Here is a 24,246-nt window from a genome sequence, read left to right as displayed (position 1 = left end):
CAAACAATTCATGTTTTTACTATGGCTAAATGGTAAAAAACGAACTTCAGAGGGATAACAATGAAAACTCGCGACTCGCAATCAAGTGACGTGATTATCATTGGCGGCGGCGCAACGGGAGCCGGGATTGCCCGCGACTGTGCCCTGCGCGGGCTGCGCGTGATTTTGGTTGAGCGCCACGACATCGCAACCGGTGCCACCGGGCGTAACCACGGCCTGCTGCACAGCGGTGCGCGCTATGCGGTAACCGATGCGGAATCGGCCCGCGAATGCATTAGTGAAAACCAGATCCTGAAACGCATTGCACGTCACTGCGTTGAACCAACCAACGGCCTGTTTATCACCCTGCCGGAAGATGACCTCTCCTTCCAGGCCACTTTTATTCGCGCCTGCGAAGAAGCAGGGATCAGCGCAGAAGCTATAGACCCGCAGCAAGCGCGCATTATCGAACCTGCCGTTAACCCGGCACTGATTGGCGCGGTGAAAGTTCCGGATGGCACCGTTGATCCATTTCGTCTGACCGCAGCAAACATGCTGGATGCCAAAGAACACGGTGCCGTTATCCTTACCGCTCATGAAGTCACGGGGCTGATTCGTGAAGGCGCGACGGTGTGCGGTGTTCGTGTACGTAACCATCTCACCGGCGAAACTCAGGCCCTTCATGCACCTGTCGTGGTTAATGCCGCTGGGATCTGGGGGCAACACATTGCCGAATATGCCGATCTGCGCATTCGCATGTTCCCGGCGAAAGGATCGCTGCTGATCATGGATCACCGCATTAACCAGCATGTGATCAACCGCTGCCGTAAACCTTCCGACGCCGATATTCTGGTGCCTGGCGATACCATTTCGCTGATTGGTACCACCTCTTTACGTATTGATTACAACGAGATTGACGATAATCGAGTGACGGCAGAAGAGGTTGATATTCTGCTGCGTGAAGGGGAAAAACTGGCCCCCGTGATGGCGAAAACGCGCATTTTGCGGGCCTATTCTGGCGTGCGCCCGCTGGTTGCCAGCGATGACGACCCGAGCGGACGTAACGTCAGCCGTGGCATCGTGCTGCTCGACCATGCTGAACGCGATGGTCTGGACGGATTTATCACCATCACCGGTGGCAAACTGATGACCTATCGGCTGATGGCTGAATGGGCTACCGACGCGGTATGCCGCAAACTGGGCAACACGCGCCCCTGTACGACTGCCGATCTGGCACTGCCTGGTTCACAAGAACCCGCTGAAGTTACCTTGCGTAAAGTCATCTCCCTGCCTGCCCCGCTGCGCGGTTCTGCGGTTTATCGTCATGGCGATCGCACGCCTGCCTGGCTGAGCGAAGGCCGTCTGCACCGTAGCCTGGTATGTGAGTGCGAAGCGGTAACTGCGGGTGAAGTGCAGTACGCGGTAGAAAATTTAAACGTTAATAGCCTGCTGGATTTACGCCGTCGTACCCGTGTGGGGATGGGCACCTGCCAGGGCGAACTCTGCGCCTGCCGCGCTGCCGGACTGCTGCAACGTTTTAACGTCACGACGTCCGCGCAATCTATCGAGCAACTTTCCACCTTCCTTAACGAACGCTGGAAAGGCGTGCAACCCATCGCCTGGGGAGATGCACTGCGCGAAAGCGAATTTACCCGCTGGGTTTATCAGGGATTGTGTGGTCTGGAGAAGGAGCAGAAAGATGCGCTTTGATACTGTCATTATGGGCGGCGGCCTCGCCGGATTACTCTGTGGCCTGCAACTGCAAAAACACGGCCTGCGCTGTGCCATTGTCACGCGTGGTCAAAGCGCGTTGCATTTCTCATCCGGTTCGCTGGATTTGCTGAGCCATCTGCCAGATGGTCAACCCGTGGCAGACATTCACAGTGGACTGGAATCTTTGCGTCAGCAGGCACCTGCACATCCTTACTCCCTTCTCGGGCCACAACGCGTGCTCGATCTCGCTTGCCAGGCGCAGGCATTAATCGCTGAAAGCGGTGCGCAATTGCAGGGCAGCGTAGAACTGGCTCACCAGCGGATTACGCCGCTCGGCACTCTGCGCTCTACCTGGCTAAGTTCGCCAGAAGTCCCCGTCTGGCCGTTGCCCGCGAAGAAAATATGTGTGGTCGGGATAAGCGGCCTGATGGATTTTCAGGCGCATCTTGCGGCGGCTTCGTTGCGCGAACTGGATCTTTCGGTTGAAACCGCAGAAATAGAGCTGCCGGAACTGGATGTCCTGCGCAATAACGCCACCGAATTTCGCGCTGTGAATATCGCCCGTTTCCTTGATAATGAAGAAAACTGGCCGCTGTTACTTGATGCGCTTATTCCTGTCGCCAATACCTGCGAAATGATCCTGATGCCCGCCTGCTTCGGCCTGGCCGATGACAAACTGTGGCGTTGGTTGAATGAAAAACTACCTTGTTCACTGATGCTTTTGCCAACGCTGCCGCCTTCCGTGCTGGGCATTCGTCTGCAAAACCAGTTACAGCGCCAGTTTGTGCACCAGGGTGGCGTGTGGATGCCGGGCGATGAAGTGAAAAAAGTGACCTGTAAAAATGGCGTAGTGAATGAAATCTGGACCCGCAATCACGCCGATATTCCGCTACGTCCACGTTTCGCGGTTCTCGCCAGCGGCAGTTTCTTTAGTGGCGGACTGGTAGCGGAACGTAACGGCATTCGCGAGCCGATTCTCGGCCTTGATGTGCTACAAACCGCCACGCGGGGTGAATGGTATAAGGGCGATTTTTTTGCGCCGCAACCGTGGCAGCAGTTCGGTGTAACCACTGATGAGACGCTACGCCCGTCGCAGGCAGGGCAAACCATTGAGAACCTGTTTGCCATCGGTTCGGTGCTGGGCGGATTTGATCCCATCGCCCAGGGATGCGGCGGCGGTGTTTGTGCCGTCAGTGCTTTACATGCCGCTCAACAGATTGCCCAACGCGCAGGAGGCCAACAATGAACGACACCAGCTTCGAAAACTGCATTAAGTGCACCGTCTGCACCACCGCCTGCCCGGTGAGCCGGGTGAATCCCGGTTATCCAGGGCCAAAACAAGCCGGGCCGGATGGCGAGCGTCTGCGTTTGAAAGATGGCGCACTGTATGACGAGGCGCTGAAATATTGCATCAACTGCAAACGTTGTGAAGTCGCCTGCCCGTCCGATGTGAAGATTGGCGATATTATCCAGCGCGCGCGGGCAAAATATGACACCACGCGCCCGTCGCTGCGTAATTTTGTGTTGAGTCATACCGACCTGATGGGTAGCGTTTCCACGCCGTTCGCACCAATCGTCAACACCGCTACCTCGCTGAAACCGGTGCGGCAGCTGCTTGATGCGGCGTTAAAAATCGATCATCGCCGCACGCTACCGAAATACTCCTTCGGCACGTTCCGTCGCTGGTATCGCAGCGTGGCGGCTCAGCAAGCACAATATAAAGACCAGGTCGCTTTCTTTCACGGCTGCTTCGTTAACTACAACCATCCGCAGTTAGGTAAAGATTTAATTAAAGTGCTCAACGCAATGGGTACCGGTGTACAACTGCTCAGCAAAGAAAAATGCTGCGGCGTACCGCTAATCGCCAACGGCTTTACCGATAAAGCACGCAAACAGGCAATTACGAATGTAGAGTCGATCCGCGAAGCTGTGGGAGTAAAAGGCATTCCGGTGATTGCCACCTCCTCAACCTGTACATTTGCCCTGCGCGACGAATACCCGGAAGTGCTGAATGTCGACAACAAAGGCTTGCGCGATCATATCGAACTGGCAACCCGCTGGCTGTGGCGCAAGCTGGACGAAGGCAAAACGTTACCGCTGAAACCGCTGCCGCTGAAAGTGGTTTATCACACTCCGTGCCATATGGAAAAAATGGGCTGGACGCTCTACACCCTGGAGCTGTTGCGTAACATCCCGGGGCTTGAGTTAACGGTGCTGGATTCCCAGTGCTGCGGTATTGCGGGTACTTACGGTTTCAAAAAAGAGAACTACCCCACCTCACAAGCCATCGGCGCACCACTGTTCCGCCAGATAGAAGAAAGCGGCGCAGATCTGGTGGTCACCGACTGCGAAACCTGTAAATGGCAGATTGAGATGTCCACAAGTCTTCGCTGCGAACATCCGATTACGCTACTGGCCCAGGCGCTGGCTTAAACTCCTTTCTGATGCCCGGTAAGCATGTGGTTACCGGGCATTTTTGCGTACACGATTCCGTGCCCAATGTATGCGTTGCAACGCAGTGAAAATTCCTCTGAAAACGTCTCGCAAAGGCTGAAACTGGCAGATGTCAAAGGCCTGGGATAACCGTAATGTCGCGTCATCATAAATATCAGGTGACGGACAACCATGACCGAATCAACAACCTCCTCCCCGCATGATGCGGTATTTAAAACCTTTATGTTCACACCCGAAACCGCACGGGATTTTCTCGAAATACATTTACCAGAACCACTGCGCAAGCTTTGCAACCTGCAAACCTTACGCCTGGAACCCACTAGTTTTATTGAAAAAAGCTTACGCGCTTACTACTCGGATGTTTTGTGGTCCGTGGAAACCAGCGACGGTGACGGCTATATCTACTGCGTGATTGAACATCAAAGCTCTGCAGAAAAGAATATGGCTTTTCGGCTAATGCGCTATGCCACTGCCGCCATGCAGCGTCACCTGGACAAAGGCTATGACAGAGTCCCGCTGGTGGTGCCGTTGCTGTTTTATCATGGCGAAACCTCGCCTTACCCGTACTCACTCAACTGGCTGGATGAGTTTGACGATCCGCAACTTGCCCGGCAGTTGTACACCGAAGCTTTTCCGTTGGTGGATATCACCATCGTACCTGACGATGAGATCATGCAACATCGGCGTATAGCTCTGCTGGAACTGATTCAAAAGCATATTCGCGACCGCGATTTAATCGGCATGGTCGACAGGATCACCACGCTTTTGGTTAGAGGCTTCACTAATGACAGCCAGCTACAAACACTGTTTAATTATCTGCTGCAATGCGGCGATACCTCCCGTTTCACCCGTTTTATTGAGGAGATTGCCGAACGTTCACCACTACAAAAGGAGAGATTAATGACTATTGCTGAACGGCTACGGCAGGAAGGGCATCAAATTGGCTGGCAGGAAGGTATGCATGAACAAGCCATTAAAATTGCTTTGCGCATGCTGGAGCAGGGCTTTGAACGTGAGATTGTGCTGGCGACAACCCAACTCACTGATGCTGATATTCCGAACTGTCATTAAAAGGAGAGATTAATGACTATTGCTGAACGGCTGCGGCAGGAAGGACATCAAATTGGCTGGCAGGAAGGTAAATTAGAAGGTTTGCATGAACAAGCCATTAAAATTGCTTTGCGCATGCTGGAACAGGGCTTTGATCGTCACCAGGTGCTCGCGGCCACCCAGCTAAGCGAAGCCGATCTGGCAGCGAATAACCACTAATTAACACAGGCCCACAGCCGATCCCCATGGGCCTTTGATATCAATAACTACCTTTTATGCGTGGCCCATTTTTGCCTGATTTAAACATCGCCAGTCGTTGATCCAGGGCATCGCTGTAGAGCATCGTGTCAACGCCAACAGCGACAAAGTTCGCTCCCCACGCCAGGCATTGCTGCGCCATATCAGGAGCCACAGCCAGAAAACCAGCCGCTTTACCCGCAGCACGGATCCGCCGAATACTGGTTTCAATAATTCGCTGCACTTCCGGGTGCCCGGCGTTATCCGGGTAGCCCAACGACGCAGAAAGATCCGCAGGTCCAATAAACACGCCATCAATCCCTTCGACGTCGAGGATTTCGTCCAGGTTATCCAGTGCCGTTTTACTTTCCACCTGCACCAACAGACAAAGCGAATCGTTAACTTGCGCCATGTAATTCTCAATGCGTCCCCAGCGCGCAGCCCGTGCCACACTGGCCCCGACACCACGCTCACCGTAGGGAGGATAGCGCGTGGCAGACACCACCTGACGTGCCTGTTCGGCAGTATCGACCATCGGGATCAGTAGAGTTTGCGCGCCAATATCCAGGACTTGTTTAATCAGCGGTTTACTGCCTTCCACCGGACGGATCACGGGTTGGCTGGCATAGGGCGCTACCGCCTGTAGCTGATGATAAAGATCCTGAATGGTGTTTGGCGCGTGCTCCCCGTCAATCAGCAACCAGTCATAACCAGAAGTGGCGGCAATTTCTGCCATATAGGCAGTCGTTGAGCTTAACCACAGACCAATTTGCACTTCGCCCTTGCGTAAACGTTCTTTAAAGGGATTGCTTAATAATGCGTTCATCGTGTTCCTTAACCTATTTAATGATGTGCCACGTCGGTCTGCGCAACAGTGCGATTTACACGCAGAGTGAAAATAATCAGCGAACCGATGACCGCCACCGCTGCCAGCGTCAGTAATCCCGCCGCATCGCTGGCAAATAACGTTTCTGCTTTCACGCGCAGGATCGGGGCAATAAACCCGCCCACTGCACCAAACAGGTTTACAAAACCAATTCCCGCAGCCAGCGCCGTACCGGAAAGCAGTTGTGTCGGCATCGTCCAGAACACTGGCTGCACGGCAATAAACCCGATAGCTGCAACACACAGCGCTACGATCGCCATTACTGGAGAAAGCAGCCCGGACAGACCAATACCAATGCCCGCCGCCAGTAATGTCAGCGCTGCGACATTACGCCGTTCGCCGGTTTTATCGGAATAGCGCGGAATAAGCCAGGTCCCAAACAAGGCCGCAACCCACGGAATGGCGGTGACCACCGACGCTGTAAAGCCCACTTTTGTTCCCAGCAATGCCGCAACCTGGGTCGGCAGGAAGAAAATTAATCCGTAAACCGCCACCTGAATGGTCAGGTAGATAATCGCTAGTTGCCAGACTCGGCCATTACGCAGCGCATCGCTCAGCCGAGAAGTCACTTTCTGTTGTTCTTCACTTGCCAGTTGATTGATAAGCAACGTTTTTTCTTGTTTACTCAGAAAACGTGCCTGCTCCGGTGTGTCATCAAGCCAAAAGAATGTGAATACCCCAGCACCGACTGCCAACAATCCTTCAATCACAAACATCCAGAACCAGCCGGGATGCCCCATAAATCCATGCATCTCCAACAGCGCGCCGGAAAGCGGTGATCCCAGTGTTAACGCCAGCGGTGCGCCCATATAGAACAGCCCCATAATGCTGGCGCGATTACGCTGCGGAAACCATTGCGAGGTGAGATAAATCATACCAGGGAAAAATCCGGCCTCCGCAGCACCAAGCAGAGTGCGAACTATCAGAAATTTCGCTTCAGTATCGGCCCATGCCATGGCTGCCGAAAGAAATCCCCACAGCAGTGTTGTCGTACCAATCCAGGTTCTGGCCCCCAGTTTGCGCATCAAAAGATTCGCCGGAACACCCAGAAACGCATATACCACAAAGAAAATGCCTGCTCCCAGCGCATAAGCTTCATTACTCAACCCGGTATCAATCTGGTAGGTCTGTTTGGCAAAACCGATATTCGAACGGTCGAGAAACGCCAGCACATACAGCGCCAACATAAACGGAATTAAACGCACACGGTTTTTCTTCACCACGGCGTCAAGCAAAGCGGTGCTCATAAAAAGCTCCTTAGAATATGTGGGCGTTACCGTTGTCACAGCAACGCCCGGAGTGATTAGTGGCTGTAGGGGCGTTTCAAATTGCAGTCACGATTGAGTTCGACGCCAAAACCGGGTTTATCAAGCACTGATTTATGAATACGACCATTCACCGGAACCGGCTCATTGAGCAGAATCGGGTCAAACTGCGGACGCATCGTTGAACAATCCGGGCTGGTCATCAGGAATTCGCTGAATGGCGTATTGGTGAAGGTGATCACCGCATGGTGAGAGTAAACAGACGAACCGTGCGGCACCACCAGTTGCCCCCTGGATTTGGCGATTGCGGCAATTTCCACCAGCGTGGTTAAACCACCGCACCAGCCAACATCCGGCTGCATAATGTCGATACCGGTTTCTGAAAGCGTACGAAAAGATTGCAGTGTGCCGTGGTGCTCACCGCTGGTGACCATCATTCCGACTGGCGCGTTGCGTTTCAGTTCGCGATAACTTTCATACTGCTGTGGCGGCAGGCACTCTTCGATCCATTTCAGGTTATAGGGCGCGCAAGCGTGGGCCAGTTTGGTCGCATAGTTCACGTCCTGACTCATCCAGCAGTCGAGCATTAACCAGAAATCCTCACCGCATTTTTCACGCATATCCGCGACCATAGCGGCATCTTTGCGGATCCCCGCATCGCCATCATGTGGCCCCCAGTGCGTCGGCATTTTGCCACCGATAAAGCCCATCTCTTTTGCCAGATCCGGACGCGCACCTGTGGCGTAGAACTGAATCTCATCACGAACAGCGCCGCCTAAAAGTTTATAAACCGGAAGCCCGACCACTTTGCCGAACAGATCCCACAGAGCCAGATCGACACAAGAAATCGTATTCATCACCAGGCCACCAGAGCCGGAGTAATACAGGGTGGCACTGAGCATTTGATCGTGGATCAGTTTGATATCACTGACACATTTACCCTCAATGAAACGGTTAAGATGTTTTTCGACAATAAAACAGCCCATTTCACCGGCTGTCGAAACGGCGAATCCGGTCTGGCCGTTTTCTGCTTCGACTTCAACAACCAACGTGCCAAGAACGTTAATGCCAAATGACTGGCGTGACTGCTCGTAATCGCGGTATTTACTCATCGGGGTGGCAATATGATCGTCTATCCAGTGATTCGCCCCCTGGTCGTGATAATCACCGCCGCCAGCGCCTTTTTCTGCTGTCGCACCGCCAGTAAACCAGGCGCGAACCTGTTTAATTTTTGGTAGGGTCATGATGTTCTCCATTGTTATGAGGCTTGTAAGTCAAAGGGACTTTTCCATCCCAACAGACGTGAAATATCCCTGGCGCAGGCAATGGCCTTGCCCGCCAGATAATCACGGTATTCTTCATTGATTTGTAAGCGGGTACCGACCACCGAGATCGCAGCGGTAAGCTCGTTATTGGCGTTAAACACCGGCGCAGCGACACAACGGACATCGGCGTAATCTTCGCCGTTGTCATAGCTCCAGCCCTGACGGCGAATACGCGCCAGTTCTTCGTGAAGTTGCTGTGGATGAGTAATCGTTGTGGGTGTCGCCTGCTCCCAGACCAGCCCTTCGATAATACTTTGCTGTACCGCTGCAGGTTGCCAGGCAAGCAGGCATTTACCTATTCCGGAGCGATAAAGCGAAAGGCTTTTTCCTTCATGGGAACGCACGCTGATAGTGGCTGATGACTCCACTTTCAAAATGTAATAAGCGCTGCCGTTATCAATAATCCCCAGGTGACATAACAGCCCGGTGGTATCCATCAGTTGCGTCAAACGCGGTCGAGCCAGTTCCCGGAGATCCATCTTGCTTAACGCATGACCGGAAAGCTCCACCAGCCTGGTCCACAAACAAAAATTTTCCTGGTGATCAAGGCTAAGAAAACGCTGACGCCTGAGTTCATTAAGCAGCAAATAGGCCGTGCTTTTAGGGATTCCCAATGTGTCAATGATCGTCGCAGCACTACAGGGGCCAATGCGGGCAATCAAATTGAGAATATCAATAGCCCGTGTCAGGGCGGGAACTTTGCTTGATTCCAACATACTGGACTCCAGTCTTAGATACTGGAATCAGTCTCGTTGCTCAGGGGGAGTAAAATTGTGAAGCGCATCAAATCCCGCTCCTCGTCCAGCAGACTGGAGAAATTACGCACAAATTTGTGAATCAGCGCACGGATTTTTTCTTATTGAGTACAACAGGTTGGACAAATTTTGCCGGAGGGGGAATGTGCCGGTGCAGTAAACCGGCACAGAGTGGCGGAATCAGACAGATAAGGTCATGGACTCAACAACCTCAATCCAGCCATGCTCACTGGCGATATCCTGGCCGTTTAACCAACGGCGCAGCATATTCAGTGCCATCATTGCGCACACTTCCTGACGGATAGCCAGGCTGTAGCGCGTAGTGCTGAAACGCACACGCAGAGCGAAAGTGCCGTCTGGCGTGGCTAGCGCAAAGTTGAGATGCTCGTTCTCGAAACCCGAAACAGCCAGTGCCAGCCCGGCAAAATGGTTGGCCCGCCGTTCTGTAATCCAGTGCGCAGTTTGCGCCAGGGTTTCCTCCTGTGAAGGAACCACTTCACACGCCAGCAATGGAGCACCTGCGCGAGAAAGTTGCAAAGCCAATAAACCACCGGTGAATTGCTCGCTCAACGTCAGGCTGAACTGGCGGTTTTGCAATTCGCGACTGATCTGCGCGGGCAGTCCTTCAGTGCCTTCGAAAATCACGCTCTGTCCGGCAACACGTTTAACATCCAGCCACAGTTTTTCCATCGCCTGTTGCTCGCTTGCCGGTCCGGTGAGTTTCAGTTCGATGATAGGCATTGAGGAGCGATAGCCCATTGTTACGCCCGGCGGCAGTTGTAGAGTGTCCAGGCTTTGTGCCAGATCGCTTTCCGAACGACCAAAAGTAGTCAAACGCAGACAAACCGGCGGCTGCGGTAAAGAAAAACGCTCGCGCAGGCGCGGCAGGATTTCGTGCTCGACCATCACCTTAAATTCTGACGGTACGCCGGGAGTAAAGAACATCAGGCAACGATTAAGCTGCACGGCAAAACCACAGGCGGTGCCTACCGGGTTATTGATAAATTCAGCACTGGCAGGCAGCTCCGCTTGTTTACGGTTGCTCGGTGCCATTACTCGTCCACGTTCGTGGAAATAGCGTTCCATCTCTTTGAGCCAGGCTTCATGCAGCACCAGGCCTTCACCTTTTGCTGTCGCAGCGGCGAGTGCGCTTAAATCATCGCTGGTCGGTCCCAGCCCGCCGTTAACGATCAGCACATCGGCGTGCTGACTACGTTCGCGAAGAATGGTGACTAAGTCATCAAGGTTATCCCCCACCGTATTGCGGCGAGATAATGGCAACCCCTGATGAAAGAAAAAATCGGCCAGCCAGGCAGCGTTAGTGTCAACGATTTGCCCGTGTAACACTTCATCCCCGGTGGATAACATTTCCACTTTTAACATGGTTATCTCCTGCTTTTGTTATCGAATCACTATAACGCAAAGGGAGATAAGGCGTAGTAAGAAACTGAATGGCGCGACAGAATGCCGCGCCGGAAGGGATCAGAAACTGGCGTTAACCCCAACATACGGGCCGTCAGCCACGGCGTTGTCGCGGTTACCGTCTTTACCCGACAGATTCAGGTAGCGATAACCCGCCTCAATACTGACTGGACGCATAATGGTGTAACGCGCGCCAGCATTCGCTTCTTCATAACTTTGAATACCGCTGGAGAGCGAATCCGGAGAGTAGTAATACTCGCCAAACAAACGGAAGCTGTTGCCAATTTTCCACTGCAAACCACCTCCTACCGCTGCGGCATAACCTTCATCGCCGTAATTCGGGTTGGTGTAAACGCCTTTTCCGCCAACGGTCGCCATTAACGGCCCGAGAGGCAGATTCAACCCCAGCCCCACGCCAGCGACATCACCGTCGTCGTCGTTATGTGTCCAGTTACCGCTTAACGCCAGGCCCGTCGTTTCAGTCCCAAAACCGACACCAATATTGGTGTATTCTTTACCCGCCTGACCGCTGATGCTCATTGCATTGACCGATGCAGAAACCAACAGCATTCCGGCCAGACCTGCTAGCGCAATTTTTTTCATTATCCCCTTTCCCACAAGCAATTAATCAAAATTCCCAAAGCTGCGGGATTGTACTGCCTGGCACAGAGGATTCAATGAGCGAAAAAAAGGATCTAGTCACTTATTGTAACTAAATACTTCTTAAATAATTAAATGCCGAAAAAATAAACACACTTTATCGATACACACAAAAATAATAATAAGTACAGTTATCATCGCAAAAGAGATTACTGTCACTTTCACATATTTGTGAGTTACCGTATTCTCATGGTTTCTTTTTATTTATAAGGAATATCCCTGTGCGACAACGGACTATTGTATGCCCTTTGATTCAAAATGATGGTGCTTATTTGCTGTGTAAAATGGCCGACGATCGCGGCGTTTTCCCCGGTCAATGGGCGATTTCGGGTGGCGGCGTGGAGCCTGGCGAACGAATTGAAGAGGCACTACGCCGCGAAATTCGCGAAGAACTGGGAGAACAGCTGCTTTTGACAGAAATCACGCCGTGGACCTTCAGCGATGATATTCGCACCAAGACGTATGCAGATGGTCGCAAGGAAGAGATTTATATGATTTACCTGATTTTTGACTGCGTTTCTGCCAACCGAGAAGTGAAAATAAACGAAGAGTTTCAGGACTACGCGTGGGTAAAACCTGAAGATCTGGTGCATTATGATTTGAATGTCGCCACCCGAAAAACGTTACGTTTGAAAGGTCTTCTGTAACAATGATGACAGCCATTACTGGCTGTCAGATTGAAAATTTAGTGGTTAACGAATTCCCCATCCAGATAAACTTTGCCTTTTTCCACATGCATGACTAAACCATCCAGATAATCAGGTTTAAATGTCGCGTCACGCTTATCTTTAGCAATATATGTCAGGCAATGATTATGGGTGAAAATAACGATATTTTTATCAGGCGCTTTGCTTTGTAAGTCCTTAATTGCACTATAAATCTCATTACCGCACTGAAGAAGTCGTTTATCTACCGTCAATTTTTTACCCGCTGAAAACCAGGTAGCCGACTGAATGGTCCGGACGGTATTACTGGAATAAAGATCGAAATCAGGGATATCAGCACTAAAAGCGTTGCCCAGTTCACGGGCATCCTGGGTACCTTTAACCGTAATACCTGTTTTATCTGACAAGCATTGATTGGTTGAACGGTCGCAACGTTCAGCATGACGAAACAAAACGACAACCGGGTGCTGCTGTGCCAGTCTGGCCAGTGTTTTATTGTCGATACGTGGCAAACCATTGCTACTCCAGGCGGCATGAGTACCCAGTCCGGCAATTGCAGCGAGCGCCAGTAAAATGATGATATATTTTTTTGACTTCAACGAAGAGCGGCAAAAAGCTAACACGTAAACTCCACCTATAGACAAGCGCAACCAGACAATTACCGTGAAATTGAGCGACATTTCTGGCGATAATTCGCAGTTGGTGTAATATTAAAAATCCTACGATGTCGGCAAAATGCCTCAAAATTTTGCCAAATGCAAAGCCTAAATAAGAAAAAATATAAAAATTTCAATATTTACGTCTAATATTAGTTTCTTAAGGTTAAGTTAATATTCTATCCTTAAAATTTCGCTCCAAAAGGCAAAATATACACAACACTCTTTATAGCAAATATAAGTGGACAGGTATTCAATGGCGGAAGGAAAAGCAATGTCAGAATTTTTGCCTTTTTCGCGACCAGCAATGGGCGTGGAGGAACTCGCTGCAGTTAAAGAGGTTCTCGAATCCGGTTGGATCACAACCGGCCCGAAGAATCAGGCGCTTGAGCAAGCCTTTTGCCAGTTGACGGGAAATCAGCATGCCATCGCGGTCAGTTCAGCCACCGCCGGAATGCATATCACGCTAATGGCGTTGGAAATTGGCAAGGGTGATGAAGTGATTACGCCTTCCCTGACCTGGGTTTCAACTCTCAATATGATCTCCTTGTTGGGTGCAACGCCGGTAATGGTGGATGTCGACCGCGATACGCTGATGGTCACGCCTGAAGCTATCGAGTCAGCCATTACGCCACGCACTAAAGCCATCATTCCGGTGCATTATGCCGGTGCGCCAGCAGATATTGACGCCATTCGCGCCATTGGCGAACGTTACGGCATCGCAGTTATCGAAGATGCAGCCCATGCCGTCGGTACGTATTACAAAGGGCGACATATTGGAGCAAAAGGTACCGCTATTTTTTCGTTTCACGCCATCAAAAATATTACCTGTGCGGAAGGTGGCCTGATTGTTACTGATAATGAAAATCTTGCCCGCCAGCTACGGATGCTGAAATTTCACGGTCTGGGTGTCGATGCCTATGACAGACAAACCTGGGGCCGTGCACCGCAGGCTGAAGTCTTAACGCCGGGCTATAAGTACAATCTGACCGATATTAACGCCGCGATTGCCATGACACAGTTAGCCAAATTAGAGTACCTCAACACCCGTCGGCGCGAAATTGCCCTGCAATATCAGCAAGCACTGGCAGCTCTCCCCTTTCAGCCATTAAGTCTTCCCGCCTGGCCGCACGTTCACGCCTGGCATCTGTTTATTATTCGTGTCGATGAACAACGTTGTGGTATCAGTCGAAATGCGTTGATGGAAGCGTTAAAAGAAAGAGGCATTGGTACCGGGTTACATTTCCGCGCCGCTCACACACAAAAATATTATCGCGAGCGTTTTCCCACGCTGTCGTTACCGAATACCGAATGGAATAGCGAACGCATCTGTTCTTTGCCGCTGTTCCCGGATATGACCACCGCCGATGCCGACCGTGTCATCACAGCCCTTCAGCAACTCGCAGGACAATAAGCCATGTTTGAAATCCACCCTGTTAAGAAAGTCTCGGTGGTTATTCCCGTTTATAACGAGCAGGAAAGCTTACCGGAATTAATCAGGCGCACCACCACAGCCTGTGAATCGTTGGGGAAAGAGTATGAGATCCTGCTGATTGATGACGGCAGTAGCGATAATTCCGCGCATATGCTGGTCGAAGCCTCACAAGCGGAGAACAGCCATATTGTGTCTATTTTGCTTAACCGCAATTACGGGCAACATTCAGCGATTATGGCGGGATTCAGTCACGTTACTGGCGACTTAATTATTACCCTTGATGCCGATCTCCAGAATCCGCCAGAAGAAATCCCCCGCCTGGTGGCAAAAGCCGATGAAGGTTACGACGTGGTAGGGACTGTACGCCAGAACCGCCAGGACAGCTGGTTTCGTAAAACCGCTTCGAAGATGATTAACCGGCTTATTCAGCGCACCACTGGCAAAGCGATGGGTGATTACGGTTGTATGCTGCGCGCCTATCGCCGTCATATTGTCGATGCGATGTTGCACTGCCATGAACGCAGCACCTTTATCCCGATTCTGGCGAATATCTTCGCCCGCCGTGCCATTGAAATTCCAGTACATCATGCCGAGCGTGAGTTTGGTGAATCCAAATACAGTTTTATGCGCCTGATTAATTTGATGTACGACCTGGTGACCTGCCTTACCACAACGCCGCTACGTATGCTGAGTCTGCTCGGCAGCATTATTGCGATTGGAGGTTTTAGCATTGCGGTGCTGCTGGTGATTTTACGCCTGACCTTCGGACCACAATGGGCGGCAGAAGGCGTCTTTATGCTATTTGCCGTGCTGTTTACTTTTATTGGCGCTCAGTTTATCGGCATGGGATTACTCGGTGAATATATCGGCAGGATCTACACCGATGTCCGCGCCCGCCCCCGCTATTTTGTTCAGCAAGTTATCCGTCCATCCAGCAAGGAAAATGAATAATGAAAACCGTCGTTTTTGCCTACCACGATATGGGATGCCTCGGTATTGAAGCCCTGCTGGCTGCCGGTTACGAAATTAGCGCCATTTTTACCCATACTGATAATCCCGGTGAAAAAGCCTTTTATGGTTCGGTGGCTCGTCTGGCGGCGGAAAGAGGCATTCCGGTTTATGCGCCGGATAACGTTAATCATCCGCTGTGGGTGGAACGCATTGCCCAACTGTCGCCAGATGTGATTTTCTCTTTTTATTATCGCCATCTTATTTACGACGAAATTTTGCAGCTCGCTCCCGCAGGTGCATTTAATCTGCATGGTTCGCTGTTACCAAAATATCGTGGTCGCGCGCCGCTGAACTGGGTGCTGGTCAACGGTGAAACGGAAACTGGCGTTACATTGCACCGAATGGTGAAACGTGCCGATGCCGGGGCCATTGTGGCGCAACTGCGCATTGCCATTGCGCCAGACGATATCGCTATTACGCTGCATCATAAATTGTGCCATGCCGCGCGCCAGCTACTGGAACAGACATTACCCGCCATTAAACACGGTAATATTCTGGAAATCGCCCAGCGCGAAAACGAAGCCACCTGTTTTGGTCGCAGAACGCCGGATGACAGTTTCCTTGAATGGCATAAACCGGCATCCGTACTGCACAACATGGTACGTGCCGTTGCCGATCCGTGGCCGGGTGCCTTCAGCTATGTTGGCAATCAGAAATTCACCGTCTGGTCGTCGCGTGTTCATCCTCATGCCAGCAAAGCACAGCCGGGGAGCGTGATTTCTGTTGCGCCACTGCTGATTGCCTGTGGCGATGGCGCGCTGGAAATCGTCACCGGACAGGCGGGCGACGGCATTACTATGCAGGGCTCGCAATTAGCGCAGACGCTGGGCCTGGTGCAAGGTTCACGCTTGAATAGCCATCCTGCCTGCACCGCCCGACGCCGTACCCGGGTACTCATCCTCGGGGTGAATGGCTTTATTGGCAACCATCTGACAGAACGCCTGCTGCGCGAAGATCATTATGAAGTTTACGGTCTGGATATTGGCAGCGATGCGATAAGCCGTTTTCTGAATCATCCGCATTTTCACTTTGTTGAAGGCGATATCAGTATTCATTCCGAATGGATTGAGTATCATGTCAAAAAATGTGATGTCGTCTTGCCGCTGGTGGCGATAGCCACGCCGATTGAATATACCCGCAACCCGCTGCGCGTATTTGAACTCGATTTTGAAGAGAATCTGCGCATTATCCGCTACTGCGTGAAGTACCGTAAGCGAATCATCTTCCCGTCAACTTCAGAAGTTTATGGGATGTGTAGCGATAAATACTTCGATGAGGACCATTCTAATTTAATCGTCGGCCCGGTGAATAAACCACGCTGGATTTATTCGGTATCAAAACAATTACTTGATCGGGTGATCTGGGCCTATGGCGAAAAAGAGGGTTTACAGTTCACCCTCTTCCGCCCGTTTAACTGGATGGGACCACGACTGGATAACCTTAATGCAGCGCGAATTGGCAGCTCCCGCGCTATTACGCAACTCATTCTCAATCTGGTAGAAGGTTCACCGATTAAGCTGATTGATGGCGGAAAACAAAAACGCTGCTTTACTGATATTCGCGATGGTATCGAGGCGTTATACCGCATTATCGAAAATGCGGGAAATCGCTGCGACGGTGAAATTATCAACATTGGCAATCCTGAGAACGAAGCGAGCATTGAGGAACTGGGCGAGATGCTGCTGGCGAGCTTCGAAAAACATCCGCTGCGCCATCATTTCCCACCGTTTGCGGGCTTTCGCGTTGTCGAAAGTAGCAGCTACTACGGCAAAGGATATCAGGACGTAGAGCATCGTAAACCGAGCATCCGCAATGCCCACCGCTGCCTGGACTGGGAGCCGAAAATTGATATGCAGGAAACCATCGACGAAACGCTGGATTTCTTCCTGCGCACCGTTGATCTTACGGATAAACCATCATGACCAAAGTAGGCTTACGCATTGATGTCGATACCTTTCGTGGCACCCGTGAAGGCGTGCCGCGTCTGCTGGAAATCTTGAGTAAGCATAATATTCAGGCCAGCATTTTTTTCAGCGTCGGCCCGGACAATATGGGCCGCCATCTCTGGCGACTGGTGAAGCCACAGTTTTTGTGGAAGATGCTGCGCTCAAACGCGGCATCGCTTTATGGCTGGGATATTTTACTGGCAGGTACGGCCTGGCCAGGTAAAGAGATTGGTCATGCCAATGCCGATATCATTCGTGAAGCGGCTAAACATCACGAAGTCGGCCTGCACGCCTGGGATCACCATGCCTGGCAAGCCCGTAGCGGTAACTGGGATCGGCAAACAATGATCGACGATATTGCACGCGGTCTTCGCACTCTGGAAGAGATTATCGGTCAACCGGTAACCTGTTCTGCCGCTGCGGGCTGGCGTGCCGACCAGAAGGTGATCGAAGCAAAAGAAGCGTTCCATTTGCGCTACAACAGCGATTGTCGTGGGGCCATGCCGTTCCGTCCATTGCTCGAATCAGGAAACCCTGGCACTGCGCAAATTCCGGTGACCTTACCCACCTGGGATGAAGTGATTGGTCGGGATGTGAAAGCAGAAGATTTTAACGGTTGGTTACTCAACCGCATCCTGCGAGATAAAGGCACGCCGGTTTATACCATTCATGCAGAAGTTGAAGGCTGCGCTTATCAGCATAATTTTGTGGATCTCCTCAAACGCGCAGCTCAGGAAGGCGTGACATTTTGCCCTTTAAGCGAACTGTTATCAGAGACGTTGCCGCTCGGACAAGTTGTTCGCGGAAATATTGCCGGACGTGAAGGCTGGCTGGGTTGCCAACAAATTGCGGGTAGTCGCTGATGAAATCGGTACGTTACCTTATCGGCCTCTTCGCGTTTATTGCCTGCTATTACCTGTTACCGATCAGCACGCGTCTGCTCTGGCAACCCGATGAAACGCGTTATGCGGAAATCAGTCGAGAAATGCTGGCATCCGGCGACTGGATTGTGCCCCATCTGTTAGGGCTACGTTATTTCGAAAAACCCATTGCCGGATACTGGATTAACAGCATTGGGCAATGGCTATTTGGCGCGAATAACTTTGGTGTGCGGGCAGGCGTTATCTTTGCGACCCTGTTAACTGCCGCGCTGGTGACCTGGTTTACTCTGCGCTTATGGCGCGATAAACGTCTGGCTCTACTCGCCACAGTAATTTATCTCTCATTGTTTATTGTCTATGCCATCGGCACTTATGCCGTGCTCGATCCGTTTATTGCATTCTGGCTGGTGGCGGGAATGTGCAGCTTCTGGCTGGCAATGCAGGCACAGACGTGGAAAGGCAAAAGCGCAGGATTTTTACTGCTGGGAATCACCTGCGGCATGGGGGTGATGACCAAAGGTTTTCTCGCCCTTGCCGTGCCGGTATTAAGCGTGCTGCCATGGGTAGCGACGCAAAAACGCTGGAAAGATCTCTTTATTTACGGCTGGCTGGCGGTTATCAGTTGCGTACTGACGGTTCTCCCTTGGGGACTGGCGATAGCGCAGCGGGAGCCTAACTTCTGGCACTATTTTTTCTGGGTTGAGCATATTCAACGCTTTGCACTGGATGATGCCCAACATAGAGCTCCGTTCTGGTACTACGTGCCGGTCATCATTGCCGGTAGCCTGCCGTGGCTGGGATTACTCCCCGGTGCACTGTACACAGGCTGGAAAAACCGCAAGCATTCCGCAACCGTCTATTTGTTGAGCTGGACGATAATGCCGCTGCTGTTTTTCTCCGTCGCTAAAGGTAAATTGCCCACCTATATTCTTTCCTGCTTTGCATCTCTGGCAATGCTGATGGCGCATTACGCTTTGCTGGCAGCAAAAAATAATCCTCTGGCGCTGCGGATTAATGGCTGGATTAACATCGCTTTTGGCGTCACTGGCATTATTGCCACATTTGTGGTCTCCCCGTGGGGACCAATGAACACGCCGGTGTGGCAAACCTTCGAGAGCTATAAAGTCTTTTGTGCCTGGTCGATTTTTTCGCTATGGGCATTTTTCGGCTGGTACACCTTAACAAACGTCGAAAAGACCTGGCCTTTTGCCGCGCTTTGCCCGCTGGGGCTGGCGTTGCTGGTAGGATTTTCAATTCCTGACAGAGTTATGGAAGGAAAACATCCGCAATTTTTTGTCGAGATGACACAAGAATCACTTCAGCCAAGCCGCTATATTCTTACTGATAGCGTCGGTGTTGCCGCAGGTCTGGCATGGAGCCTGCAACGCGATGACATCATCATGTATCGCCAGACAGGTGAGTTGAAATACGGCCTTAATTATCCGGATGCGAAAGGGAGATTTGTCAGCGGTGATGAGTTCGCAAACTGGCTTAATCAACATCGTCAGGAGGGGATTATTACTCTCGTGCTTTCGGTTGACCGCGATGAAGATATCAACAGTCTCGCCATTCCGCCCGCAGATGCCATCGATCGTCAGGAGCGTCTGGTGCTGATTCAGTATCGTCCCAAATGATCTGGCTAACATTAGTCTTTGCCAGCTTGCTTAGCGTTGCCGGGCAGTTGTGTCAGAAACAGGCAACCTGCTTTGTGGCGATAAACAAACGGCGCAAACATATCGTGCTGTGGCTGGGACTGGCGCTGGCTTGTCTTGGTCTTGCCATGGTGCTCTGGCTGCTGGTCTTGCAGAACGTACCGGTAGGCATTGCTTACCCGATGTTAAGTCTGAATTTTGTCTGGGTGACGCTGGCTGCAGTAAAACTGTGGCACGAACCGGTATCGCCGCGTCACTGGTGTGGGGTGGCGTTCATTATTGGCGGCATTGTGATCCTCGGGAGTACGGTGTAATGGGCCTGATGTGGGGATTATTCAGCGTCATTATTGCCTCAGTTGCGCAATTAAGCCTGGGTTTTGCGGCGAGTCATCTGCCGCCGATGACGCACTTATGGGATTTTATCGCGGCTCTGTTAGCTTTTGGCCTGGATGCCCGGATACTGTTACTCGGGCTGCTGGGTTATCTGCTTTCCGTTTTTTGTTGGTATAAAACGCTTCATAAACTTGCGCTAAGCAAAGCCTATGCCTTGCTCAGTATGAGTTATGTGCTGGTATGGATTGCTTCAATGGTACTTCCCGGCTGGGAAGGGACTTTTTCGCTGAAAGCACTACTGGGAGTAGCCTGTATTATGAGCGGGTTGATGCTGATTTTCCTGCCCACGACAAAACAACGTTACTGAGTTTTCCCTGCCACTTTACACTGCCGTTCCCACTCATCGGGGCTATAACTGCTTGCCGAGAGGACTTTCACCGTATGCAGCTTTTCACGATTAATACAATAAAGCGCATTCTGCAAAGGCGAGAGTAAATCCCCCACTTTCACGGCGAAGTCACTCTTCACTTCGGCGATCATTTTTATCGCGCCGCCAGCATCGCAGAGCATAAGTACATGTCTGTTATCTTGTTTATTGCAGCACGATTTTTTGACCAGCCATTCCATTGCATTATCCTGTTTGCTAAGAGTTTTCACATCAATTTACAGATTAACAGATAAACTCTTTATCAACGGCAATGGAATGGCAGAAATGAGAAGTGAAACGGAGGGTTAATTATTGCTGACGTTGCACCCACTCTTTTAGCGCCTGACGTGAAGTTTTAATACCGCCGTTTTTCAGCTCCGGCGGCAGAGTTAGCCAGCGCACCGGTTGTTGAAAACGGGCCAGCTTATCTTTCACCCATTCACTAAGATCAACGCTCTCGTGGTCATACTCCATCACCGCCACCGGTCGATGACCAAACTCCTTGTCGGCAACGGGGACGATAAACACCTGCAAAACCGCAGGATGTGCAGCAATTACGCGCTCGACTTCTTCCGGCTGAATACCCTCTCCGCCACTGAAGAATAGATTGTCTAAACGTCCGACAATGGTCAGCTTGCCATTATGCATCTCACCGCGATCGCGCGTAGCGTACCAGCCTTCGTCATTAACCAGTGAAACCAGTTGCCCGTTACGCCAGTAACCTTCTGCCATACTGGCAGCCCGCAGCCACACTTCATTATTAACGATTTTCACTTCCCGACCCGGCAGCGGCGAACCAACGTCTGCCAGGCCGTCGGCTTCTTTCGCACACACCGTGGAGGCAAACTCGGTCAGACCATAGCCGCAAAAGCAACGAATCCCCTGCTCGCGCGCCTGTTCCGTCAACTCGACCGGGATAGCCGCGCCGCCAAGTAACACCGCTTTCAGGGAAACGGAACTACGGTTAACCAGCAAACGCCAGAGTTGTGTTGGCACCAGTGAAGCGTGAGTACAGCCTGCCAGCATTTGCTCCAATGGCTGTTTATCACGTACCGTCATCCGCGCACCAGCGTATAACCAGCGCCACATAATTCCCTGACCGGAGACGTGAAACAGCGGTAAAGAGAGCAACCAATCATCGTGATCGCCAAACGGAATCAGCGATAACACACCTTGCGCACTGGCAAGATGGGCCTGATAAGTATGGACAGCGGCTTTCGGCAAACCGGTAGAACCCGAGGTCAACGTCATTGAGCACAGACGCGTCGGCTGCCACGTAGCGGCATGTGCGCCTTCAACCAGCTGAATGTGCAGCGAAGTTAATGCCGGAAACGTGTTTTCCCCATCCAGCACCAGCGCAAATTGCAGCGTAAGATTGGGCAGCAATTCTTCAAGCAACGGTTGCGGCAGCTGAGGGTTCACGGGCAACACCCGCGCCCCGCATTGCAGTAACGCCAGCCAGGCCAGCAGCGTTTGCGGCGTATTCCACGCCCGCAACATCACGCCGCTGCCCTCAACCACACCCTGCACCGCAAAGCCGGAGGCTAATTCATCGACGCGAGCACAAAGCTCGCGCCAGTTGAGTTGCTCGTCATTAAGACGTAAGGCGATGGTTTCTCCCCGCACTTGCCGCCAGTGACGCCACGGCCAGTCAGAGAAGATCATAGCAGCCGCTCCAGTGCATTAATGTCCACTAACGGCAGTGGGCTACCCGGCCAGCGACGAACCTGCTGCGCCTGCATCAGATCCAGCGTGTCCAGCCCTGGAATAGTCTCTGGTGTTAACCAGGCGGCAATCCGCGCCAGTTGCGTTAAGCCTAAGCTTGACTCAATAGATGAACTGATCACCGCCGTCAGCCCCAGCGCATGCGCCGCCTGCACCTGCTCGCGTACTTTCTCCAGGCTGCCCGTGAGCGTGGGTTTGATAACTACCGCGCGCACGCCTTCTTCCGCCACAAAGGCAAAATCAGACTCACGCAGGCTTTCATCCCAGGCAATGGCAATGCCGGTTTCACGGGCAAACGCGCGGGAATCATCGCGGGTTTTGCACGGCTCTTCGAGAAACGCGATGCGGTGGCGATAATCCGGGTTAACGTATTTGGCAAACTGCTGACCTTTCAGCGGTGTCCAGGCGCGATTTGCGTCAAGACGCAAATGCAGATCCGGAATTGCCTCCAGCAACAGATTCACCACCATGCCGTCGCGCACGGCTTCGTACAATCCCACTTTGACCTTCGCCACTTTCTCGCCCGGCATATCGGCAAGTTTGAGGATCAGATCGTCCGGATCGCCATTACACAGTGGTGCCGTACGGTAATTGGCCGCCTGCGGGAGCGTATCTGCCAGCTCCGCCAATGCACAGCTTACGCCAAAGGCGACGGAAGGCAGCTGCGGTAATTCGCAATCGCCTGCCAGCCAGTTATTTACCCAGGCAAGCAGCACACTTTGCGCCTCTTCCCAGGTTTCCTGACTGAAGCCCGGCAGTGGGGAGATCTCCCCCCACCCTTCGCGCTCGCCTTCACGCAGGCAAACATACAGCCCGTCGCGGGTTTTTAACCGCCTGTCGCGCAGAACCACCCCCGCGTCCATGGGGATCTGCCAGCGGTATACCTGCGCGCTACGCATTACGGATTCCGTTTAAATTTGCTGAAATCAGGCTGACGTTTCTGGTTGAAGGCGTTGCGACCTTCCTGACCTTCTTCCGTCATGTAGAACAGCATGGTGGCGTTACCCGCCAGTTCCTGCAGACCTGCCTGACCGTCACAGTCGGCGTTCAGCGCAGCTTTCAGGCAGCGCAGCGCCATCGGGCTGTTTTGCAGCATTTCGCGGCACCAACGGACGGTTTCTTTTTCCAGATCCGCCAGCGGTACCACGGTGTTGACAAGGCCCATATCCAGCGCCTGTTTTGCGTCGTACTGACGGCACAGGAACCAGATTTCTCGCGCTTTTTTCTGCCCGACGATACGAGCCATGTAGGAAGCGCCCCAGCCGCCGTCGAAGGAACCGACTTTCGGGCCAGTCTGACCGAAGATGGCATTATCTGCTGCGATAGTCAGGTCGCACATCATGTGCAGAACGTGACCACCGCCGATGGAGTAGCCAGCCACCATCGCGACAACCGGTTTCGGACAGGTACGGATCTGACGCTGGAAGTCCAGCACGTTCAAGTGATGTACGCCGGAATCATCTTTATAGCCGCCGTAATCACCACGCACTTTCTGGTCACCACCGGAGCAGAACGCTTTATCGCCTGCGCCAGTCAGAATGATCACGCCGATATTGTCGTCATAACGCGCATCTGCCAGTGCCTGGATCATCTCTTTTACCGTCAGAGGACGGAAGGCATTGCGCACCTGCGGACGATTAATGGTGATTTTTGCGATACCGTCGGTGGATTTTTCATAACGAATGTCCTCGAAACCTTCGGAGCAGTCGTGCCATTCAACCGGTGCGTAAAGCATTGCTTCATCAGGATAAATCATATTGTGTCCTTTA

General features: G+C 52.1%; 23 protein-coding genes and 1 pseudogene. 13 read left to right on the top strand and 11 right to left on the bottom strand.

Features of this window, described 5'->3' with window-relative positions; translation table 11 throughout:
• The first annotated feature begins 60 nt into the window (after positions 1-60).
• From glpA to ACU8XX_RS07840, 5 genes and pseudogenes are all read left to right on the top strand, one after another.
• Positions 61-1,689, top strand: coding sequence for an anaerobic glycerol-3-phosphate dehydrogenase subunit A (glpA, locus tag ACU8XX_RS07860; RefSeq protein WP_000857257.1), 1,629 nt, complete (start codon positions 61-63; stop codon positions 1,687-1,689).
• Complete coding sequence (gene glpB / locus ACU8XX_RS07855) at positions 1,679-2,938, top strand: glycerol-3-phosphate dehydrogenase subunit GlpB (protein ID WP_001209902.1); 1,260 nt, start codon at positions 1,679-1,681, stop codon at positions 2,936-2,938. The genes glpA and glpB overlap by 11 nt, the downstream gene beginning before the upstream one ends.
• Complete coding sequence (gene glpC / locus ACU8XX_RS07850) at positions 2,935-4,125, top strand: anaerobic glycerol-3-phosphate dehydrogenase subunit GlpC (RefSeq protein WP_001000379.1); 1,191 nt, start codon at positions 2,935-2,937, stop codon at positions 4,123-4,125. Before glpB ends, glpC begins: the two co-directional genes overlap by 4 nt.
• Positions 4,126-4,317: 192 nt before the next feature.
• A complete protein-coding gene (locus ACU8XX_RS07845) occupies positions 4,318-5,217 on the top strand; it encodes an ISNCY family transposase (RefSeq protein WP_000140569.1) in 900 nt (299 codons plus the stop codon).
• A pseudogene (locus ACU8XX_RS07840) lies at positions 5,218-5,415 on the top strand (hypothetical protein); the annotation flags it as partial.
• A gap of 40 nt (positions 5,416-5,455) precedes the next feature.
• Here the strand turns inward: ACU8XX_RS07840 and yfaU are convergent.
• From yfaU to ACU8XX_RS07810, 6 genes are all read right to left on the bottom strand, one after another.
• Positions 5,456-6,259 (bottom strand): 2-keto-3-deoxy-L-rhamnonate aldolase, encoded by an 804-nt coding sequence (yfaU, locus tag ACU8XX_RS07835; RefSeq protein ID WP_000992954.1) that lies wholly within the window; start codon positions 6,257-6,259, stop codon positions 5,456-5,458.
• A 17-nt stretch (positions 6,260-6,276) separates the two neighbouring features.
• Positions 6,277-7,566: an MFS transporter gene (locus tag ACU8XX_RS07830; protein WP_001295288.1), complete on the bottom strand. Its 1,290-nt coding sequence runs from the start codon at positions 7,564-7,566 to the stop codon at positions 6,277-6,279.
• Between the two features lie 56 nt (positions 7,567-7,622).
• Positions 7,623-8,828, bottom strand: coding sequence for an L-rhamnonate dehydratase (gene rhmD / locus ACU8XX_RS07825; protein ID WP_001319848.1), 1,206 nt, complete (start codon positions 8,826-8,828; stop codon positions 7,623-7,625).
• A gap of 14 nt (positions 8,829-8,842) precedes the next feature.
• Positions 8,843-9,625 carry an IclR family transcriptional regulator gene (locus ACU8XX_RS07820; RefSeq protein ID WP_000894185.1) on the bottom strand — a complete coding sequence of 261 codons (783 nt, stop codon included), beginning with the start codon at positions 9,623-9,625 and terminating at the stop codon, positions 8,843-8,845.
• Between the two features lie 219 nt (positions 9,626-9,844).
• Complete coding sequence (locus ACU8XX_RS07815; protein ID WP_000921621.1) at positions 9,845-11,047, bottom strand: nicotinamide mononucleotide deamidase-related protein YfaY; 1,203 nt, start codon at positions 11,045-11,047, stop codon at positions 9,845-9,847.
• Between the two features lie 99 nt (positions 11,048-11,146).
• Positions 11,147-11,689 carry a YfaZ family protein gene (locus ACU8XX_RS07810; RefSeq protein WP_001300392.1) on the bottom strand — a complete coding sequence of 181 codons (543 nt, stop codon included), beginning with the start codon at positions 11,687-11,689 and terminating at the stop codon, positions 11,147-11,149.
• Positions 11,690-11,967: 278 nt separating this feature from the next.
• On the opposite strand from ACU8XX_RS07810, the gene nudI reads away from it, so the two are divergent.
• Positions 11,968-12,393 (top strand): nucleoside triphosphatase NudI, encoded by a 426-nt coding sequence (gene nudI / locus ACU8XX_RS07805; RefSeq protein WP_001300564.1) that lies wholly within the window; start codon positions 11,968-11,970, stop codon positions 12,391-12,393.
• Positions 12,394-12,431: 38 nt separating this feature from the next.
• On the opposite strand, the gene ais is transcribed toward nudI, so the two are convergent.
• Positions 12,432-13,034, bottom strand: coding sequence for a lipopolysaccharide core heptose(II)-phosphate phosphatase Ais (ais, locus tag ACU8XX_RS07800; RefSeq protein WP_000879112.1), 603 nt, complete (start codon positions 13,032-13,034; stop codon positions 12,432-12,434).
• Positions 13,035-13,341: 307 nt separating this feature from the next.
• Between ais and arnB the strand changes: the two genes are divergently transcribed.
• The 7 genes from arnB to arnF are packed head-to-tail and all read left to right on the top strand — an operon-like array spanning position 13,342 to position 20,692.
• The gene (gene arnB / locus ACU8XX_RS07795; RefSeq protein ID WP_001300684.1) at positions 13,342-14,481 is read left to right on the top strand and encodes a UDP-4-amino-4-deoxy-L-arabinose aminotransferase; all 1,140 of its coding nucleotides are present in this window, start codon (positions 13,342-13,344) and stop codon (positions 14,479-14,481) included.
• Positions 14,482-14,484: 3 nt separating this feature from the next.
• Positions 14,485-15,453, top strand: a complete 969-nt coding sequence (arnC, locus tag ACU8XX_RS07790) for an undecaprenyl-phosphate 4-deoxy-4-formamido-L-arabinose transferase (protein WP_000461657.1) — start codon at positions 14,485-14,487, stop codon at positions 15,451-15,453.
• Positions 15,453-17,435 (top strand): bifunctional UDP-4-amino-4-deoxy-L-arabinose formyltransferase/UDP-glucuronic acid oxidase ArnA, encoded by a 1,983-nt coding sequence (gene arnA, locus ACU8XX_RS07785; RefSeq protein ID WP_016242282.1) that lies wholly within the window; start codon positions 15,453-15,455, stop codon positions 17,433-17,435. The genes arnC and arnA overlap by 1 nt, the downstream gene beginning before the upstream one ends.
• The gene (gene arnD / locus ACU8XX_RS07780; RefSeq protein WP_000169728.1) at positions 17,432-18,322 is read left to right on the top strand and encodes a 4-deoxy-4-formamido-L-arabinose-phosphoundecaprenol deformylase; all 891 of its coding nucleotides are present in this window, start codon (positions 17,432-17,434) and stop codon (positions 18,320-18,322) included. Before arnA ends, arnD begins: the two co-directional genes overlap by 4 nt.
• Positions 18,322-19,974 (top strand): lipid IV(A) 4-amino-4-deoxy-L-arabinosyltransferase, encoded by a 1,653-nt coding sequence (gene arnT, locus ACU8XX_RS07775; protein ID WP_000844057.1) that lies wholly within the window; start codon positions 18,322-18,324, stop codon positions 19,972-19,974. Before arnD ends, arnT begins: the two co-directional genes overlap by 1 nt.
• Positions 19,971-20,306, top strand: coding sequence for a 4-amino-4-deoxy-L-arabinose-phosphoundecaprenol flippase subunit ArnE (gene arnE / locus ACU8XX_RS07770; RefSeq protein ID WP_000638031.1), 336 nt, complete (start codon positions 19,971-19,973; stop codon positions 20,304-20,306). The genes arnT and arnE overlap by 4 nt, the downstream gene beginning before the upstream one ends.
• A complete protein-coding gene (arnF, locus tag ACU8XX_RS07765) occupies positions 20,306-20,692 on the top strand; it encodes a 4-amino-4-deoxy-L-arabinose-phosphoundecaprenol flippase subunit ArnF (RefSeq protein WP_000523880.1) in 387 nt (128 codons plus the stop codon). Before arnE ends, arnF begins: the two co-directional genes overlap by 1 nt.
• Here arnF and pmrD read toward each other — a convergent pair.
• The 4 genes from pmrD to menB form a co-directional block, all read right to left on the bottom strand.
• The gene (gene pmrD, locus ACU8XX_RS07760; protein WP_001295285.1) at positions 20,686-20,952 is read right to left on the bottom strand and encodes a signal transduction protein PmrD; all 267 of its coding nucleotides are present in this window, start codon (positions 20,950-20,952) and stop codon (positions 20,686-20,688) included. The two genes, arnF and pmrD, sit on opposite strands and share 7 nt — an antisense overlap.
• Before the next feature lie 109 nt (positions 20,953-21,061).
• Positions 21,062-22,417 (bottom strand): o-succinylbenzoate--CoA ligase, encoded by a 1,356-nt coding sequence (gene menE, locus ACU8XX_RS07755; RefSeq protein WP_032174153.1) that lies wholly within the window; start codon positions 22,415-22,417, stop codon positions 21,062-21,064.
• Complete coding sequence (gene menC, locus ACU8XX_RS07750; RefSeq protein WP_001515640.1) at positions 22,414-23,376, bottom strand: o-succinylbenzoate synthase; 963 nt, start codon at positions 23,374-23,376, stop codon at positions 22,414-22,416. Before menC ends, menE begins: the two co-directional genes overlap by 4 nt.
• The gene (gene menB / locus ACU8XX_RS07745) at positions 23,376-24,233 is read right to left on the bottom strand and encodes a 1,4-dihydroxy-2-naphthoyl-CoA synthase (RefSeq protein ID WP_000639996.1); all 858 of its coding nucleotides are present in this window, start codon (positions 24,231-24,233) and stop codon (positions 23,376-23,378) included. The genes menC and menB overlap by 1 nt, the downstream gene beginning before the upstream one ends.
• Positions 24,234-24,246: the final 13 nt, after the last annotated feature.

This window comes from Escherichia sp. MAL-1 (assembly GCF_052948035.1).
The sequence above is the reverse complement of the archived record's forward strand: the minus strand, read 5'-3'. Positions and strand labels throughout refer to the sequence as shown.